Origin of the sequence: Pseudomonas pichavaramensis (assembly GCF_050473265.1) — a bacterium.
Lineage (GTDB): Bacteria > Pseudomonadota > Gammaproteobacteria > Pseudomonadales > Pseudomonadaceae > Aquipseudomonas.
Window position 1 is genome coordinate 272,575 of record NZ_JBJKFJ010000004.1, and the last position, 18,717, is coordinate 291,291.

The window sequence follows — 18,717 nt, forward strand, 5'->3', positions numbered from 1 at the left end:
GCTTACTCGGTGTGAATATCGCTGAGCTGCCAGATGGAGCGGTTGTAGAACAGCTGTTGATGCAGTTCGGGATGATCATCAAAGGGATAGATCAGGTAGAGCGGGCCGTGATCGCGAATGGACATGAATTGCCCATTCAGCTTGTAGGCCACCAGTGGCTGATAGCGCAGGATGTCTTCGTAGGGCACGACGACCGAGTAGTGGTTGAGTGCTGAGGTGTGCAGGGGGCGACCGTTATCGGCGCCCGGTACCTCTGCCAGCAGTCGCTGCAGGGGTACCCCCGTCCATGTCTGTGGATCACCCACAGCACTACGCAGTCGTATCGAGGCATGCGGCAAGCGCTGCAATTGCTCGAGGCTGAACGTCTGTTGTTGACCGTTGGCCAGGTGAATCGTCAACGCTGTGCGCTCCAGGGGGTAGGGAGGAGGAGCGGCACTGGCATTCAACTGGCAGAGAAACGTCAAAAATAAAGTGACAAAAAAATGCCGCTTAGGCGACATACTGCTGTCCTTGGCCAATATTTTGTCGACCTTATCGCATTGTGAGCAAAATCTTCAGATGCTCCGACGAGTGGAGCGATCACCGCTTCCGTCTGCGCCAGGCATGCCACCAGCCGCCGCTGATCAGAAAGCGCGGGAAGGTCACGAACTGCTCGAGGAGCAGACGCTTGCAGGCATCTTTGCTGTCAGTAAAGGGCTCTGCTGGCTGTTGCTCCAGGCGATGGCCGTGGGCCTGCAGGGCAAGCGCGGCGTACAAGCCGATAGCGCTCAGGGCAAGCGGTACGAATCCCATGCGCCAGAGCCCGATCAGCAGTAGTGCCAGTGAGAGCAGGAACAGCGGTACGGCGATCAGATGCAGCAGCAGATTGGTCGGATGCCTGTGTTGCTCGGCGTAATGACGCCATTGCCAGGCCAGAAGGTTGGGGTGACGTTTGTTCATGGAGTGACCCTCGACTCGATGGTGCAAGTCTAGGGACGACCGGTGACGTCGACGAATTGTGCTTGGCTATGGCGCAGATAGACGAACGCTGCTGTGCCTGTGCGGACGCCTGTTACAGGCGTAGCTGGCGGATGGCCTTGCTCAGTTCGTTGGCCAGCTGTGCCAACTGCTGACTGGTGGCTGCCGACTCGAGGGTTTGGCCAACGGTTTGTTCGGTGACGTCCCGAATACCGACTACCGAGCGGCTCATCTCCTCGGCGACCTGGCTTTGCTGCGCGGCTGCAACGGCGATCTGCGTATTGCTGTCACGCATCAGGGCGACTGCAGCCGTAATCGCAGCCAGCGATTCACCCGCTTCCTGAGCCAGTTGCACGCATTGATTGGCGCTCTCGGAGCTCTCGCGCATGAATTCCACCGCATCGCGGGTGCCGCCTTGCAGATTGCCGATCATCTGGGTGATTTCATCGGTGGAGTCCTGTACGCGTTTGGCCAGGTTGCGCACTTCGTCGGCCACCACGGCGAAACCACGCCCCATTTCGCCCGCACGGGCGGCTTCGATGGCAGCGTTCAGTGCGAGCAGGTTGGTCTGTTCGGCGATGCCGTGAATCACCGCGACCACTCGGCTGATGTGCTGACTGTCCTCGGCCAGACGCTCGATGCTTCCGGCGCTCTGGCGTACGCCCTGAGACAGGGCTGCAATGGATTGCTCGACGCGCTCGACCACCTGTTGCCCGGCGCGTGCCAATTGATCGGCGTTGTGTGACTGATCGCGGGTAGTGCCGGCATGTTCGGCGATATGTTGCACGGTAGCGGACATCTCATTGATCGCGGTGGCCGCCTGGTCGGTCTCGCTCTGCTGACTGAGCATGCCCTGGCGCACGGAGCCCATACGCTCGGCCATGTCGCGCGTACCGTTGTTCAGCTCGCTGGCGACTTGGCCAACAGTGCCGACGACGCGCTGATAACCAGCTTGCATGGCATTGAAAGCCGCTGCCATCTGGCCAACCTCGTCACGGCTGTCCAGCGGAACGCGCAGGGACAGGTCGCCACTGCGTTCGGCTTGTAGCATCACGTCCTTGAGGGTGTTGAGGTGGCTGAGCAGGAAGCGGATCAGCAACTGTGAGGCCGCCAGCAATAGCAGCATGAGGATGGCCACCGCGACCGCATAGGACAGCGCATGTTGGGCGAACAGGTCAAGCAGGCTTGGCGCGCGCGCCAGTACAACCAGGTTGCGCCCGTCGCCGAGAGTGACTCGCTGAGCGCCAACAGCAGGCATGTCGCCGAACCAGGCGTCATGCTGCAACGCCTGCCAGCCGCTGGCATCGGCTGCGCCTTGGGCATTCGCCAGCGGGGTATTGCCTTGCAGCAGCTGGATAGTGCTGGCGTTGGGCAGTGCCACTTGCTCTGGCCATTGCTGGAGCAGGCGTGCCTGGGCGTTGGCAGCCAGCCGGGCATCGCCGCTGCGTGCCTGCTGTTCAGTGTGCAGAGCGAACAGCACCAGCATCAGGCTGATGACGAAGGCAACGGCGTTGACCGCCCAGAATTTGTACTTGAGAGAAAGATCGCTGATCCAGGCGCCCATGCTGTAGTTATCCGTCTCGCTGTGTTCGCTATTGGCTATATGCCATTAGTATGCATCGGGGTGAGGTCAGAGTCTTGACGTCAATCAAGAGTCTGCTGCGTTGCCATTGAGTATGGCCGGCATATTGAAGAATGCCCGGGCGCAGGCTGTGGATTGCGCTGCTACTTGCTGCTCGCTCTGACCGCGATGCAAGGCAACCTCGCGTAGCACCTCACCAAGGTACGCCGGTTCGTTGCGTCCGCTCTTGGGCTTCGGCCGCAGGCTGCGTGGCAAGAGGAACGGGGCGTCCGTTTCGAGCATCAGGCGATCGTCAGGGATGTCCTTGAGCAGAGGGTGCAGGTGAGTGCCTCTGCGTTCATCGCAGACCCAGCCGGTGATGCCGATGTGCAGGTCGAGATCGAGATAGGCATAGAGCGCGCGTCGCTCACCGGTGAAGCAATGCACCACCGCTGCGGGCAATTGATCTCGGTAGTCCCGAAGAATGTCCAGCAGGCGCTGACTGGCTTCGCGTTCGTGCAGGAAGACCGGCATCTGGAGTTCCGCTGCCAGCGCCAGTTGTTCTTCGAAGGCTTTTTCCTGAAGCGGGCGCGGTGAGAAGTCACGATCGAAATCCAGGCCACATTCTCCTACGGCACGCACTTGCGGTTCCGCCAGGAGTACCTTGAGATGGCTGCTGCTGGCGCTGTCCCACGAGCTGGCATCATGGGGGTGGACGCCCGCTGTAGAGAACAGGCGTTGCCCACTGTTGTCCAGCTGTCGGCAAAGTGCGATGCAGGCTTCGCTTTCGGTCAGACTGGTGCCGGTCAGAACCATTTGGCAGACGCCGGCGGCATAGGCGCGTTCGAGCAGTGCCTCGGCCTGTGGCGCCAGGCTGGGATGAGTGAGATTGACGGCAATATCGATGAGTTGCATGGTGCCACCTGGTAAGCGCGAAGGGGCAGCATAGCAGATGCCATCCGTTCGTCAGGAAGTCCATCTAAAACAATAAGTTGGTCGTTGTTTTTAAGGTTGATGCAAGATTGTGGGCTGGCGCTGCAGCACGTTGCTATGCCAATCTCCGCGCCCCTGCCAGCGCTGTTGGCGGCGTTGCCTGGTTTGCCGGGAGCCCGGCTGCGCATCCCTTGATGCTTGTACGACCTACCTGACATCCCCGGAGAATTGATGTCGCGATTGCTGCTGATCCTGTGCCTGCTGGTCGTGCTACCGCTGCCGGTAAGCGCACGACTGGCCGGCCCGCCGGAGGTCGGCAGCCAGGTTGGCAGCGCCCGTGATCTGCCGACTATCCGTAGCAGCGGCGAGTTGCGCGTACTGGTCAACCAGAGCCGCAACAGTTCGGGGTCGGTGAAGGGGCAGAGCATCGGTGTCGAATACCATCGTCTGCGAGCCTTCGAGCAGTACCTCAATCGCAATGCTCGTGATGGCCGAACACTGACGCTGAAGATCATTCCCAAGGCCAAGGACCAGTTGCTTGGTGCCCTGCAGCGCGGCGAGGGCGACCTCGTGGCGCCTGGTGAATTGCTTAGCGTGCGTACCGGGCATGATGTCAGCGCCAGCACGGCGATTCGTCGCGAGGTGCCGCTGGTGCTGGTGTCCAAGCAGGGCAACAGGCATTACCGTAGCCTCGAGCAATTGGCCGGCCGCAGCCTTTCTCTGCCGGCCGGAAGCGCCGTCGGGGAAGCGCTGAGACGAATCAATCAGCAACTGGCCGATCGCAAGCTGCCGCCCATCGTGGTCGAGTGGGTTGATCCCAGCCTCGCGGTCGAGGACGTGCTGGAGATGGTTCAGGCCGGTATTTTCGAACGTACGGCGGTGGAGTTGCCGATCGCCGAGCGTTGGGCGAAGGTGATGCCCAAGCTGCGGGTCGACAAGCATCTGGTGCTGGCACGCGACGGCGATATGAAATGGTTCGTGCGGCCCGATTCGCCGATGCTGCGTGCGAGCATTGATCGGTTCTTCACCGGTTATCAGAGCCCGGCCGATCAGGACGTTGCGTTCCAGCGCGTCTACCGCCGGCTGTACAAGGTTCACTCGCCGCTGGGGCGAACTGAGCGCCAGCGTCTGGAGAAGGTGCGTCAGGTGTTGCAGCGACACGCCGAGCAACAGGGCTTCGATTGGCTGATGCTGGCCGCGCTGGCGTTCAAGGAGTCGACCCTCAATCCGTCGGCGCGCGGTGCCAGTGGGGCAACCGGTCTTATGCAGATCACCCCGGCGGCGGCACGCAGTGTCGGGGTGAGCAACATCCAGAATCTCGACGATAACGTCCAGGCCAGCAGCAAGTACCTGGCGATGATCCGGCGTAACTTCTTCAATAGCCCGCAACTCAACGAGCGCGAGCGCATGGCGTTCGTGCTGGCGGGCTACAACCTGGGGCCGCAACGGGTCCAGAGCCTACGCGCCGAGGCGCGCAGGCGAGGCCTCAATCCCAATCAGTGGTTCTTTCAGGTCGAGCGTGTGGCCATGGAGCAGATGGGAATGGGGGTGGTGAGTTATGTGAATGCGGTGAATAAGTACTACCTTGCTTATGACCGTGAGCGCTATTTGCTCGAACCGCAGGGACGGCGGCTGACGGCTAATTAAATATCTATTAAATTGATTTTTATAAGCGGTATTTTGCTGTTTTGTTATCGAATAAATTGGATATTCTGTGCGCCATCTACCTCACACACCAAAGGAAGCCTTGCAATGAACAATCTGATCAAAAACATCACTGCCAGCCAGGCCGGTTTCGGTATCACTATCCTGCGTATCATCGCCGGCATCACCTTTGCCGCCCATGGCTCGCAGAAGCTCTTTGGCTGGTTTGGCGGTTATGGTCTGGCAGGTGTTGCCCAGTGGATGGAAAGCATCGGTCTGGCTCCGGGCTATCTGATGGCGCTGATGGCCGGTAGCGCCGAGTTCTTTGGCGGTGTGGCGTTGATCATCGGCCTGCTGGTGCGTCCGGCTGCGGCGGTGCTTGCGGTGACCATGCTGGTGGCAATCTTCACCGTGCACCTGGCCAATGGCTTCTTCATGAGCAACAACGGCTACGAGTTCGCTCTGGCGCTGCTGGCTATCAGCGTGGCCCTGCTGTTCGAAGGTGCTGGCAAGCTGTCGGTCGATAGCAAGCTCGCTCGCTGATTCGTCAGGCACCGACAAGAAGGCCCGCATCTGCGGGCCTTCTTGCGTTTGTCTATGACCGATCAGGCGGTGGTGGCCTGCTCGGCTTTCTTCTCCTGCGCAGCAACCTGCTGTGCCAGCTCGATCATTTGCTCGCGCATCCAGCGGTTGGCCGGGTCCTGGTCGGTGCTTTCGTGCCAGTACAGGTGGGTTTCCAGGGCCGGCACGTCACCCACCGGGAGGGTCACGTGGTGCAGGTTGTGGCGACGGGCGAAGCGTTCCGGCACGGTCATCACCATATCGGTCTGCTGCATCACACTGCTGGCCATCAGGTAGTGCTGCGAGCGCAGGGCGATCTTGCGCTGAACCCCCATCTTGCCCAGGGCCAGGTCGACATAGCCGAGGCCACTGCGGCGGCTGGAGATATGAATGTGGGTCAGTGACAGGTATTCATCCAGACTGATCTTGTCCTTGGCCAGCGGATGGCCGGGACGCATGGCACAGACGTAGCGGTCATCCAGCAGCTTGACGTGGCGCACCTGTGGGTCGGTATTGAGCGGCGCGTCGACGGCAAAATCGAGACGACCGGCAGCCAGCTCCTTGGTGGTTTCGCGGCGTTTGGCCAGGAAACTCTCGATGCACACGCTTGGCGCCAGGCGACGCAGGCGCTGGAACAGCGGCGGCAGGAGAATCTGTTCGGACAGGTCGGTCATGCTGATGCGGTAGGTCTTGCCGGCCTGTTGCGGGTTGAAGGTGCGGCTCTCCTGCACCGAAACACGTAACAGCTGCAGGGCGTTGCGCACCGGGCCAATGATGTTCTGCGCCATCGGCGTCGGCACCATGCCCTGGGCGGTGCGCACGAACAGCGGGTCATTGAAGGTTTCACGCAGGCGGGCAAGGGCGTTGGACACTGCGGGCTGAGTGATGCCGACGATCTGTCCGGCTCGCGTCAGATTGGCCTCGGTGTAGATGGCGTCGAAGACGATGAAGAGGTTCAGATCCACCTTGGTCAGGTTCATGCCGGACGTGCTCCAGAGCTATTGTTATTGGCCGATCATATATCGGTTATGAATGTTCATACACGCTGAAAATAGGTTCGATAAATCTTAAGCGCTGTTCTAGCATCATTTCCACAACGTCACACCCTTTGTCACAAACCGACCCGTCAGAAGGTATCTCCATGGATTTCGCCTATTCCCCGAAGGTTCAAGAGCTGCGTGAGCGCGTCACCGCGTTCATGGAAGCGCACGTCTATCCGGCCGAAGCGGTGTTCGAGCAGCAGGTGGCCGAGGGCGACCGCTGGCAGCCGACCGCGATCATGGAAGAACTGAAGCGCAAGGCCAAAGCCGAGGGACTGTGGAACCTGTTCCTACCCGAATCGGACTACGGTGCCGGTCTGACCAACACCGAGTACGCGCCACTAGCGGAAATCATGGGCCGTTCGCTGATTGGGCCGGAGCCGTTCAACTGCGCTGCACCCGATACGGGCAATATGGAAGTGCTGGTGCGTTACGCCAATGAAGCGCAGAAACAGCGTTGGCTGGAGCCGCTGCTGTCCGGGGAGATTCGTTCTGCCTTCGCCATGACCGAGCCAGGCGTGGCCTCGTCGGATGCCACCAATATGCAGGCCAACGCCCGTCGCGAAGGTGATGAGTGGGTCATCAACGGTCGCAAGTGGTGGACTTCCGGTGCCTGCGACCCACGCTGCAAAGTGATGATCTTCATGGGCCTGACCAATCCGGACGCACCGCGCCACCAGCAGCACTCGATGATCCTGGTGCCGATGGATGCGCCTGGTGTCAGTGTGCTGCGCCCACTACCGGTGTTCGGCTACGACGATGCGCCGCATGGCCATGCCGAGGTGCTGTTCGAAAATGTCCGGGTACCGTATGAGAACGTGCTACTGGGTGAGGGGCGTGGCTTCGAGATCGCTCAGGGCCGCCTTGGCCCGGGCCGTATCCACCACTGCATGCGTTCGATCGGCATGGCCGAGCGCGCCCTGGAGCTGATGTGCAAGCGCGCGGTGAGTCGCTCCGCCTTTGGCAAGCCGCTGGCGCGCCTGGGGGGCAACATCGACCACATCGCCGATTCGCGCATGGAGATCAACCAGGCGCGCCTGCTGACGCTGAACGCCGCCTACATGATGGATACCGTCGGCAACAAGATCGCTGCCAGCGAAATCGCCCAGATCAAGGTGGTTGCGCCCAACGTCGCGCTCAAGGTGATCGACCGGGCTATCCAGATGCACGGTGGCGCCGGAGTGTCCAACGACTTCCCGCTGGCCTACTGGTACGCCATGCAACGTACCTTGCGCCTGGCCGACGGCCCGGATGAGGTGCATCGCGCCGCCATTGGCAAATACGAGATCGGCAAGTACGTACCCCGTGACGTGATGAAAGCCAGTCGCTGATGCAGCGGCTCCATATAAAGAAGAGGCCCGCTTGTGCGGGCCTCTTCTTTTGGTTCTTCGCACAGTTCGGGGAAAGTGCGGGTTGAGACCGGACTGGCAAGTTTGTGTGCGTGTCGCTTACTGGCTTAGCACTATTCGTTACCGCGTGCGCTGAGCGCTTGGGTTGCGCCCCTTACGGGCGCCACACCTTTCTTGCTTGCCCAAGAAAGGTGTGCCAAAGAAGGGCACCCCGACATTCGGGTTTCGCTGCGCGAAACTTCCCTCGCTCCGGCGCTGCTCCGGGGGGCGGCTTACATGGGCCATCCATGGCCCATTAAGCCTTTCGCCGCATCCATGCGGCTCACTCCCCTACGCAACACCTCTGCTCGGCCTCCTGAAGGGGACCGGGACGCGAGCTTGCAAGATTTCCACAGGCTTAAGCTCGGCGGCGTCTGTTTTTAGGTAGCGATCACGCAGGCGACGCCCAAGTCCCCTTCAGGAGGCCGAGTGGAATCACCGTGGAAGGGGTTGAGCGACATGGATGTCGCGAGAGCCACGATGGGCCAGGGATGGCCCTTCGTGGCGCGCCCCTGGAGCGTTGATGGAACGAGGGAACCCCGGCGTAGCCGGGGCCGGATGGCGGGGTGCCCTTCTCTTTGGTTACTTTCTCTTGGGCAAGCAAGAGAAAGTGACTCGCCCGTAAGGGGCGAAACCCTTCAGATCAGACGACGCGCTAACGGATGGTTCCAATACCGGCAGCTCACACTTAATTGCCAGTCCGGTGTCAAGCGTATCCTCCCCGCGAGAATACGAAGAGTCTTCTTTCATGCCTGCAAGATCAGGGCAGTCTGTCGTCCGAGCGCTGCTCCTGGCCCAGCCAGCCCAGGCGCATATGTAACAGGGCGGCGAAGGCACGTGCAGCCGACTCCTGCTGAAAGTTCAATGCGCGTCGTCCGAGTTTCACTTGCCAGAGCCGCTGGCCCTGACGTTCGATGACTTCTATGCAGACTTCGGGCATCACGACTCCTGCTTATTCGATGGCCTTCTGGTCGCGCGTCTTGAGCAGGGAAAGCACCACACCGCCGGCCAGCAGGGCCAAGGTTACGCCAAGCGAGAGCAGGGCGGGAACCTTGATCAGGTCATGCAGGAAGATCTTGCCACCGATATACATCAGCACCAGCGCCAGGGCGTACTTGAGGTAGATGAAGCGGTGCATCAGCGCGGCCAGGGCGAAATACAGTGCACGCAGGCCGAGAATGGCGAAGATGTTCGAGGTGTAGACGATAAACGGATCCTGCGAGATGGCCAGTACCGCTGGCACGCTGTCGACGGCAAATACCAGATCCGCCAGCTCGATCAGTACCAGGGCCAGCAGCAGCGGCGTGGCATACAGCAGCGGTTTGCCACTGAGCTGATCCTTGATGCGTACCAGAAAACGGCCTTCGTGCAGGTCGTCGGTGACGCGAATGTGCTTGCGCACGAAACGGATGACCGGGTTCTGCGCCAGGTCCGGGTGAGCTTCTTCGTCGTTGCTGCGCAGCATCTTGATGCCGCTGAACAAAAGGAAGGCACCGAAAAGGTAGAGGATCCAGTCGAACTGCTGCACCAGTGCCGTGCCCAGACCGATCATGATCGCGCGCAGCACGATGACCCCGAGAATGCCCCAGAACAGCACGCGGTGCTGGTATTTACGCGGGATGTTGAAGTAGCCGAGGATCATCGCCATGACGAAGACGTTGTCCATCGACAGCGATTGCTCTACGAGGAAACCGGTGTAGTACTCCATGGCCTTGGTGCCGCCGAGCTGCCACCAGATCCAGCCGCCGAAGGCGACACCGATACTGAAGTAACCGCAATACAGCAGCAGGCTTTCGCGCATCTCGATCTCGTGTTGATCGCGATGCAGCACGCCGAGGTCGAGTACCAGCAGGAAGATGATCAGTAGCAGAAAGGCCAGCCAGAACCAGCCGGGTGTACCGAAGATGGGGGATGAAAAAGAGGCAAGTAGAGCGTCCATGAGCCCTCCCTAATGTCTGCCTGAGTTGAAAGAAATCGACTCAGTGACTCCGACATCACGGTGAGGAACTCACCGCCAGAGGGGCCCGGCGTCACGCGGAGCAAAGGCTAACGCCGCGCGGAGAAACTGCCAAGCCCCCTGGCGAGGATTATTTTCGTCGTCAGTAGACCCAGACCTCGACGCGGCGATTGCGAATACGGCCGCTGTCCTGGTCGTTGGCCGCCACCGGCAGCTCGCTTCCCAGACCGGTGATCTCACGGAACATCACACCCTGTTTGGCCAGTTCCCGGCGCACGGCCATCGCCCGCAGCTTGGACAGCAGCTCCGCGCGCTCCGGGTCGCTCTTGGGGTCGCCGAAGCCCACCAGCACGACTTTGTCTTTCAGCTTGTCATGCTGCTTGAGGTAATCCAGCACCCGCTGCAGGTCGCGATAGGCCTTGTTGTCCAGGGTCGCGCTGCCTTCCTGAAAACGAAAGTTTACCGACAGGCGCTGGGCTTGCTCAGCGAGCTGGCGGTAGTTGCTGGGCATCTGCATGTCCGGGGCGACCTTCACGGCCTGAACGGTTTGTGCGATGAAACCGCTGCCGTCCACGATCGCCTGGCCACGGGGGCTTTGCGCGAAGTCGATGAGGGCACGTGCCCAGGGGTTCTCCAGGTGCGGGTCGTTGTAGATGAACAGCCGGCGCGCCAGCGGGTAATCCTCGGTGGCGATCAGGGTGGTGCTTGGCAGCATTGGCTGAGAGTTTCCTGCGGCCACCGCGACTGCCTTGGCTTGGCGAATGTAGGGCAGGCCAATGAAACCGATACCGTTGGGGTCCTTGCTGACCAGATCGGACAGTTCGTTACTGGACTCGAAGCGCTGAGCGTTCGCGGCCAGTGCGCGCCCACCCGGTGCCAGGACCAGCTCCTTGAAGGTGTCGTAAGTACCGGAGTTGTCATCGCGTGCGTACGCTTGCACCTTGCCGGGCTTGCCGCCCAGGGCGGCCCAGTCGCTGATTTCGCCGGAGAACAGTTGGGCGATCTGATCCACACTGAGGGCGCTGATCGGGTTCGCTGGGTGGACGATGATCGCCAGACCGTCGATGGCGATGATCTGCTCGCTTTGCGGGCTGCGCAGATCGCCGAGATTGGCCAGGCTGCTCGCTTCGCCGTCCTTGATCGGGCGCGAGGAAGCAGCCAGGTCGGTGCTGCCGTTTTGCAGAGAGGCGAAGCCGGTGCCTGAGCCGTGAGCGGCCACTTCGACGATCACGCTACGACCATCGGCCTGGCGACCGACTACGCGCTGCTCGTTCTCCCGGGCACCGGATTCGCTACGAATATCGCGCAGTCCCTGGGCTTCGAACAGGCCCTTGACCAGCTCCGGGCCGAGTTTCGCGCCAATGGTGTTGGAACCCTGGATGCGCAGCACCGGCTGATTGCCCTGAGAGGCAGGCAGCGCGGCGAAAACCGACAGGGGCAGGGCGTAGCAGATGAAACCGATGAGCAGCAGGGACAGTGTGCGACCCCAGAGGTCGCGATCGAGTTGAGACAGGGCGCGCGGCATGCGGCAGGCACCTTCTAGTGGGTGGGAAAGTGCCGCGCAGATTAAGTCAGTAAGGTTGCAGTCATGTGACGATGGCGGTCGTCAGCTGTACCGATGTCAGGCCAGCTCCAGCCAGATGGGGGCGTGGTCGGAAGGTTTCTCCATGCCGCGCAGGTCGTAATCGATGCCGGCTTCCTTCAGGCGTGCCTGCAGCGGCTGACTGGCCAGGATCACATCGATGCGCAGGCCGCGCTTGGGCTCGTCCTCGAAGCCGCGGCTGCGGTAGTCGAACCAGCTGAAGCGGTCATTCACTTCAGGGTGCAACTGGCGGAAGCTGTCGACCAATCCCCAGCTCTTCAAGGTCGCCAACCACTCGCGCTCTTCCGGCAGGAAGCTGCACTTGCCGGTTTTCAGCCAGCGCAAACGGTTCGGCTCGCCGATGCCAATGTCGCAGTCCTCGGGGCTGATGTTGATGTCGCCCATCACCACCAGCGCCTGCTGCGGGTCGAAACGCTCCGTCAGAAGCTGCTGCAGGTCGGCGTAAAAGCGCTGCTTGGCGGGGAACTTGACCGGATGGTCGCGGCTTTCTCCTTGAGGAAAGTAGCCGTTCATCACTGTAACGGGGTTGCCGTTGGCATCGGCAAAGGTGCCATAGATGAAGCGACGCTGAGCCTCCTCGTCATCACCGGGAAAGCCCTTGTGCAGGCTCAACGGCTCCTGGCGCGAGAGCAGGGCGACACCGTAATGGCCTTTCTGCCCGTGATAGTGCACGTGGTAGCCCAGCTGACGGATTTCGGCTTCCGGGAACTGCTCATCGGAGACCTTGGTTTCTTGCAGGCCGATCACATCCGGCTGGTGTTTTTCGATCAGCGCTTGCAGTTGATGAGGGCGCGCACGCAGGCCATTGATATTGAAGGAAACGATTTTCATGGGCAGCGAGTCCTGGGCAAAAGGTGATGCTAGCCGATCCCTTGCACGTGCGGCCAGCGCCTGGCGTGCATTCCGGGGCGGTGCTAAGTTGCCTGTGACGCACCAATCACAGAGGTCCGCCATGCCCCATAACGCTCCCGCAGAAGTGCGCATGCTCGATGGTGGTTACGCCCGAGAGGTTCGCTCGCTGCTCTATCATGTCTATCGTCACGAGCCGACCTTTGGCTATTTGTTCGAAGCTGATCGACCGGGCTTCGACCAGCGCGTAAGGGCGACGATTCGCGAGCTGGTGCAGCAGCATTTCGCCGAGGACCTGCCGGCGATCGGTCTGTTGATCGACGACCGCCTGATCGGCGCAGCACTGATCGCACCGCCGCAGCGCCGTCTCGATATCACCGAAAGCTGGGCCTGGCGCCTGCGCATGTTGCTGACGACCGGCTTCAGCTGTACCCGGCGCTACCTCGACTACCACGACGCCGTCCTCGCCTGCCTGCCCCCGGGCCCCTACCATGTGCTGCCGCTGATGGGGATTCATCCGGAGTTCCAGGGCCAGCATCTCGGTGAGCAACTGCTCGAGGCACTGCACGACTGGTGTGCCCAGGACAGCGGTTCACAGGGGGTGGTGCTGGATACCGGCAATGCCCGGCATCTGCAGTTCTACCAGCGCCAGGGTTACGAGGAGATCGGTGAACTGGCGATCGGCCCGCTGGTCGAGCACGTATTCTTTCATCCCAATCCGCAGCCCGTGGTGCGTGTCAGCGCCTGAACTCCAGCTGTCTGTCGGCCACGCGACTGCTCTGGTGGAGGCTCTGCTCCGTGGTAGCATCCTCCGCCATGAGTGTATATGGACATATTCGGCGCGGCCTGGCGCTGCTGCTGATCAGCTCGGGGGCTTTTGCCGCGAACGAGCTGGAGGTAAGAGTCACCCCGAATAATTCGGCTCTCAAGGCCAATATCGAAGGCTATGTCGGCAGTCTCGATGGGCAGGATATCCAGTCGTTAAGACGCTTGCGGCGTATCGCCGAGTCCGAGGCCGACAAGGCCGCGCAGGCGCTTGGCTACTATCAGGCCCGCATACGTAGCCATCTCGAGGAGGGCGAAACGCCGCGCTTGGTCCTCGAGGTCGAGCCTGGCGAGCGGGTGCGGCTGCGTAACGTCGATATCCGTATCGAGGGCCCTGCCAGCGAACTGGCCGCATTTCGTGTGCCCAGCAGCAGTCGCCTGCAGAGCGGGGCTGTGCTCAATCATGGTCGCTACGAAGATGCCAAGCGCCTGATCCAGAATCAGGCATCGCGCTACGGTTTCTTCGACGGGCGTTTCTCCCGCCAGCGACTGGAAATCGACCCGGCCGCCGGAGTGGCCGATATCGAACTGGTCTATGTCAGTGGGCCGCGCTACAGCCTGGGCGACATCAGCTTCAATGGTGATTTTCCGTTCGACGACGATCTGCTGCGGCGCATGGCACCCTTCAAGGCGGACACGCCTTATGACTCCGAGCTGATCGCTGAGCTCTACCAGGCGCTGCAGTCCAGTGGCTATTTCGAGTCGGTACGGGTCGATGCCATCCCCACGCAGGCCGATCGGCAACGCATTCCTGTGTCTGTCGCCCTGCAGGCTCGAAAACCGCGGACCATGGGCCTAGGGCTTGGGTTCTCCACCGATGTGGGGCCACGTCTGCGTGCCAACTGGACGCGCCACTGGCGTAATCCGCAAGGGCATAGTTACGGGATCGAAAGCGAGCTGTCCGCTCCACGGCAAAACGTTGGCCTGTGGTACGACATTCCCGGCGACCCGCCGCTGACCGACAAGCTGCGCCTGGCTGGCGGCTATCAGTACGAAGAGTTGGCCAGCAACGACAGCCTCAGCCGTCTGCTCACCGTCGGCCCCGAGTGGCACAGCCAGCGTGCGGGCGGCTGGCAGCGCGTGCTTTCGGTCAAGTGGCAGCGCGAGGAGTATCGTCTGGGCGACGACTCCGGCCTGAGTACCTTGCTGATGCCGGGCGTCAGCTATTCACTGCTGCGCAGCGACAATCGGCTCGATCCCAATCAAGGCTACCGTGTGCAGTTCGATCTGCGTGGCGCCGTCGACGGCGTGCTTTCCGATGCCAATGTGTTGCACGGCAACGTCATGCTCAAGGGGCTGACCACTGTATTCGATAATCACCGTCTGCTCGGCCGCGTGCAGTTCGGCGGTACCGAAACCAACGGCTTCTCGGCGGTGCCGCCATCACTGCGCTTCTTCGCCGGTGGTGATCAGAGCGTACGGGGTTACGACTATCAGACCCTGTCGCCGGAAAACAACCAGGGCGACAAGATCGGTGGGCGTTATCTGCTCGCCGCGAGTGTCGAGTATCAGTACAGCCTTACCGATAAGTGGCGGCTGGCAACCTTCATCGATCAGGGCAACTCGTTCAACTCGCTGGAATTCCCCTCGCTCAAGACCGGCGTCGGCTTTGGTGTGCGCTGGGTTTCGCCGGTAGGGCCGTTGCGCCTGGACCTGGCCCATGCGCTGGATGATGACGGCGGGGTGCGCCTGCATTTCTCCATGGGGCCTGAACTATGATCCGGCGCTCGTTGCAACGGCTCGTACTTGCGTTGCTGAGCCTGGTGCTGATGATCGGCCTTGCGTTGTCGGGCCTGCTCGGCACTCAAGCGGGTAGTCGTTGGTTGCTGGCGCAGGTGCCGGGCCTGCAGGTGGATAACTTCAGCGGCCGTCTCGGGAGCACCTGGCAAGCCGATGCACTGCGCTGGCAACAGGACGGACTGGACCTTGAGCTGCAGCAGGCAAGCATGGCCTGGTCGCCGTCCTGTCTGCTGCGCCTGACCTTGTGTCTCGATCGTGTACATGTCACTCAGGCCGCACTGACGTTGCCTGACAGCGAGGCCGCTGGCGATGAGCCCCTCACGCTGCCAGGCTTACAACTGCCGCTGCGCCTGCAGTTGGGCGACATCCGTCTGGGTGGACTGACGCTGGACGGCCAGGCGCAATTGAGTGACCTGCAACTGATCGCCAGCTGGAACGAGCAGGGGGTGGATCTGCAGCGCCTGGCGCTGCAGCGTGATGATCTGCGACTGGACGTCAGCGGCCGGCTGACACCACAGGGCGACTGGCCGCTGGCACTGAGCGGGCGTCTGCAGTTGCCGGAAGTCGATGGAAAACCCTGGCAAGTGGCGCTGCAGGTCGGCGGTGAGCTGCAGCGCAGCCTGGAGCTCCAGGCCGATAGCAGTGGTTATCTGAATGCGCGCCTGCAAGGCAAGGTGCAGGCCTTGGCCGAACATGTGCCGGCCGAACTGCGTCTTAGCAGCCGCGATTTCCAGGCCAGCAGCGCGCTGCCCGAAACCCTGCATCTGCAGGATGTGCAACTGCACGCCAGTGGCGACCTCGCTGCCGGCTATCGTGTCGAAGGCAGCGCCACGCTGCCTGCCGAGCAGGCAGCGATGCCGCTGCAGTTGAGTGGGCGCGTCGATGCAGTCGGCGCGGATATCGATTTGCTGCGCATCCAGGCCGAAGAGCAGCACCTGCAGATGACGGGCAAACTGGCCTGGAGCGAAACCTTCAGCGCCGATGCGCAACTGGATTGGCAGGATTTTCCCTGGCAGCGGCTCTATCCGCTGGAAGAGCCGCTGCCGGTTGCGCTGGACAGGATGCAGGCGGAAGTCAGCTACAGCGGCGGCAACTATTTGGGCAATTTCGCCGCAGAGCTGCGGGGGCCTGCCGGTGCGTTCAGCCTGAGCAGCCCGGTCAGCGGCGACCTCGGCCAGGTCAGCCTGCCGCAGCTGCAGCTGGTCGCAGGCCAGGGGCGGGCCGAAGGTGTGCTCAAGCTCGGCTTCGCCGAGGGGATCGACTGGCGGGCAATGCTGCAGCTCAGCGCCCTCGACCCAGGCTACTGGCTGGCGGAAATGCCGGGCAACCTGGCGGGGCCGCTGAACACTTCCGGCAGTCTCAACGCGGGCGCACTGCAGGCCGAGGCCGATATCGATCTCAGCGGCCGCCTGCGTGGCCAACCGGCGCAGTTGCAGGTGCAGGGCAGCGGTGCTGGCGAACAATGGCAGTTGCAGCGGTTGCTGGTGCGCCTTGGCGACAATCGGGTCAGCGGCCAGGGCGCGCTGGATCAGCAGTTGCGCGGTCAGTTGGAACTGGCCTTGCCACGGCTGGGGCAACTCTGGCCAGGCTTGCAGGGCCAGATGCAAGGCCAGCTATCGCTGGCTGGCAGCCTGCAGGCGCCGCAGGGGCAATTGGCCTTGAGCGGTGAGCGCCTGGCTTTCGGCGACCCCAGCCTGCGTCGTCTGCAGCTGGACGCGACACTGGATGCCCGCCAGCAGGCACGCCTTGATCTGAACCTGCGCGGTATCCGCATTGGTGATACCTATATCGGTCGCCTGCAGGCCGAGGGCCGGGGTGACCAGCGTCAGCAGGCGCTGGATATCGACCTGCAGGGCCCGCTGCTGCAACTGGCGCTGGCATTGGACGGCAACCTGGGCGAGCAGGGTGACTGGCGCGGGCGTATTGCCAGCGGTCGCATTCGCAGCGGCGGGCAGGATTGGCAGTTGCAACAGGCCGCGAGCCTGGAGCGTCTGGCCAGCGGCCGGCTGAACCTGGGCGCGCATTGCTGGCAATCTGCTGAAGCCAGTCTTTGCGGGGGGCAACAGCGACTCATGCCGCAGCCCAGCCTGGACTGGCGTCTGCAAAATTTCCCGCTGGCCAGCCTGCAACCCTGGTTGCCCGATGACTTTGCCTGGCAGGGCAGTCTTAGCGGTGAGTTGAAGGTCGAGTTACCCGATAGCGGTCCCAGCGGCCAGATCGTCCTCGATGCTGGCGCCGGCACCCTGCGTATTCGTCAGCCTGAGCAGGAGCAATGGCTGGACTTCCCCTATGACAGTCTGCGCCTGCAGAGCAGCCTGCGACCTCAGCGGGTGGACAACCAACTGCTTTTCTCCAGCAGCAGCCTCGGTGAGCTGTCGCTGCAGGCGCGTATCGACCCACGAGGGCAGCGCAAGCCGGTCGATGGCGAGTTTCGTCTGAGCGGTTTCGATCTGGCGGTGCTGCGCCCCTTCGTGCCCATGGCCGAAAAGCTCGAAGGCAAACTGCAGGGCGGCGGCAGTCTGTCCGGTGATCTGCTGGCGCCACAGATCAATGGCCAGTTACGTCTGGATGGCGGCGAGCTGTCCGGCAGCGAGCTGCCGGTAAGCCTGGAGGACTTGCAGCTGCAGGCATTGATCGCCGGCGAACAGCTGCGGATATCCGCAGACTGGCGTAGCGGCGAGCAGGGTACCGGCAGCCTGAACGGACAGTTGAACTGGACCGACGGGCTGAGCGCCGACCTTGCCCTGCAGGGGCGGCGTTTACCGGTCAACGTGGAGCCTTATGCCGAGCTGGAGGTCGAGCCCGATCTGCAAGTCCGCTTGAGCGCAGAGCGACTGGCCGTCAGCGGTAAGGTCGGTGTGCCGCGCGGCTTGATCAGCGTGCGTGAGCTGCCGCCGTCGACGGTGAAACTTTCTGGTGATGCCCGAGTGGTCGGTCGCGAGGAGCCCGAAGTCGAGCAGGGCATGGGCATCGCCATGGATATCGATGTCGAGGTCGGGCAGGACAAACTCGCTTTCAGCGGCTTTGGCCTGACTGCCGACCTGCGTGGGCGCGTGCACATAGGCGATGACATGGACACTCGTGGCGAGCTGGATCTGGTCAACGGCCGCTATCGTGCTTACGGACAGCGCCTGACCATCCGCCGTGCACGCCTGCTGTTCACCGGACCGATCGATCAACCCTTCCTGGATGTCGAGGCGATTCGCCGTGTGGACAACGTCGTCGCCGGGATTCGCCTGTCCGGCAATGCCGAGCAACCGAGTACCACGGTATTCGCCGAGCCGGCCATGAGTCAGGAGCAGGCATTGTCCTACCTGGTGCTGGGGCGGCCACTGGGGCAAGGCAGTGGTGACAACAATATGCTCGGCCAGGCTGCTCTGGCGCTCGGCCTGGCCGGCAGCAGTTCACTGACCACCAGCTTGGCCAGCAGTCTGGGTATTCAGGATTTCCAACTGGATACCGAAGGCAGTGGCGTGACCACCAGCGTAGTGGCTACCGGCAATATCACGGATCGACTCAGCCTGCGCTACGGGGTTGGAGTATTCGAGCCAGCTAACACCATCGCTCTACGCTACGAGCTGACCCGTCGTCTGTATCTCGAGGCAGCCAGCGGCCTGGCCAGCTCGCTGGATCTGTTCTATCGGCGGGATTTCTAGATG

The 18,717-nt window shown here is 61.9% G+C and carries 15 protein-coding genes; 6 read left to right on the forward strand and 9 right to left on the reverse strand.

The window, feature by feature from the left end; all coding sequences use genetic code 11:
- Positions 1-2 precede the first annotated feature (2 nt).
- From ACJRW5_RS08985 to ACJRW5_RS09000, 4 genes are all read right to left on the reverse strand, one after another.
- On the reverse strand, positions 3-398 hold the full coding sequence (locus tag ACJRW5_RS08985) for a putative pterin-binding protein (protein ID WP_484570173.1): 396 nt from the start codon (positions 396-398) through the stop codon (positions 3-5).
- Between the two features lie 181 nt (positions 399-579).
- Positions 580-939: an Mpo1-like protein gene (locus ACJRW5_RS08990; RefSeq protein WP_484570174.1), complete on the reverse strand. Its 360-nt coding sequence runs from the start codon at positions 937-939 to the stop codon at positions 580-582.
- Positions 940-1,051: 112 nt separating this feature from the next.
- Entirely contained in the window at positions 1,052-2,521 is a 1,470-nt protein-coding gene (locus ACJRW5_RS08995) for a methyl-accepting chemotaxis protein (RefSeq protein ID WP_484570175.1), read from the reverse strand.
- 84 nt (positions 2,522-2,605) lie between these two features.
- Entirely contained in the window at positions 2,606-3,433 is an 828-nt protein-coding gene (locus ACJRW5_RS09000; protein WP_484570176.1) for a TatD family hydrolase, read from the reverse strand.
- 249 nt (positions 3,434-3,682) lie between these two features.
- Here ACJRW5_RS09000 and ACJRW5_RS09005 point away from each other — a divergent pair, with 249 nt between their 5' ends.
- Positions 3,683-5,098 (forward strand): MltF family protein, encoded by a 1,416-nt coding sequence (locus tag ACJRW5_RS09005; protein ID WP_484570177.1) that lies wholly within the window; start codon positions 3,683-3,685, stop codon positions 5,096-5,098.
- Between the two features lie 105 nt (positions 5,099-5,203).
- Positions 5,204-5,638, forward strand: coding sequence for a DoxX family protein (locus ACJRW5_RS09010; RefSeq protein ID WP_484570178.1), 435 nt, complete (start codon positions 5,204-5,206; stop codon positions 5,636-5,638).
- A 62-nt stretch (positions 5,639-5,700) separates the two neighbouring features.
- On the opposite strand, the gene ACJRW5_RS09015 is transcribed toward ACJRW5_RS09010, so the two are convergent.
- Positions 5,701-6,636, reverse strand: coding sequence for a LysR family transcriptional regulator (locus tag ACJRW5_RS09015; RefSeq protein WP_484570179.1), 936 nt, complete (start codon positions 6,634-6,636; stop codon positions 5,701-5,703).
- 161 nt (positions 6,637-6,797) lie between these two features.
- Here ACJRW5_RS09015 and ACJRW5_RS09020 point away from each other — a divergent pair, with 161 nt between their 5' ends.
- Complete coding sequence (locus tag ACJRW5_RS09020; RefSeq protein ID WP_484570180.1) at positions 6,798-8,027, forward strand: acyl-CoA dehydrogenase; 1,230 nt, start codon at positions 6,798-6,800, stop codon at positions 8,025-8,027.
- Positions 8,028-8,844: 817 nt separating this feature from the next.
- On the opposite strand, the gene ACJRW5_RS09025 is transcribed toward ACJRW5_RS09020, so the two are convergent.
- The 4 genes from ACJRW5_RS09025 to xthA all read right to left on the reverse strand — a co-directional run bounded on the left by ACJRW5_RS09025 (position 8,845) and on the right by xthA (position 12,475).
- Positions 8,845-9,024, reverse strand: a complete 180-nt coding sequence (locus ACJRW5_RS09025) for a hypothetical protein (protein WP_484570181.1) — start codon at positions 9,022-9,024, stop codon at positions 8,845-8,847.
- A 12-nt stretch (positions 9,025-9,036) separates the two neighbouring features.
- Positions 9,037-10,023, reverse strand: a complete 987-nt coding sequence (locus ACJRW5_RS09030) for a TerC family protein (protein WP_484570182.1) — start codon at positions 10,021-10,023, stop codon at positions 9,037-9,039.
- A 160-nt stretch (positions 10,024-10,183) separates the two neighbouring features.
- On the reverse strand, positions 10,184-11,566 hold the full coding sequence (locus tag ACJRW5_RS09035) for a substrate-binding domain-containing protein (protein WP_484570183.1): 1,383 nt from the start codon (positions 11,564-11,566) through the stop codon (positions 10,184-10,186).
- A gap of 96 nt (positions 11,567-11,662) precedes the next feature.
- Positions 11,663-12,475, reverse strand: a complete 813-nt coding sequence (gene xthA / locus ACJRW5_RS09040; protein ID WP_484570184.1) for an exodeoxyribonuclease III — start codon at positions 12,473-12,475, stop codon at positions 11,663-11,665.
- 121 nt (positions 12,476-12,596) lie between these two features.
- Between xthA and ACJRW5_RS09045 the strand changes: the two genes are divergently transcribed.
- The 3 genes from ACJRW5_RS09045 (at position 12,597) to ACJRW5_RS09055 (ending at position 18,714) form a co-directional block, all read left to right on the forward strand.
- Positions 12,597-13,241, forward strand: a complete 645-nt coding sequence (locus ACJRW5_RS09045; protein WP_484570185.1) for a GNAT family N-acetyltransferase — start codon at positions 12,597-12,599, stop codon at positions 13,239-13,241.
- Between the two features lie 68 nt (positions 13,242-13,309).
- Positions 13,310-15,037: an autotransporter assembly complex protein TamA gene (locus ACJRW5_RS09050; RefSeq protein WP_484570186.1), complete on the forward strand. Its 1,728-nt coding sequence runs from the start codon at positions 13,310-13,312 to the stop codon at positions 15,035-15,037.
- The gene (locus ACJRW5_RS09055) at positions 15,034-18,714 is read left to right on the forward strand and encodes a translocation/assembly module TamB domain-containing protein (RefSeq protein ID WP_484570187.1); all 3,681 of its coding nucleotides are present in this window, start codon (positions 15,034-15,036) and stop codon (positions 18,712-18,714) included. Before ACJRW5_RS09050 ends, ACJRW5_RS09055 begins: the two co-directional genes overlap by 4 nt.
- The last annotated feature ends 3 nt before the right edge of the window (positions 18,715-18,717 follow it).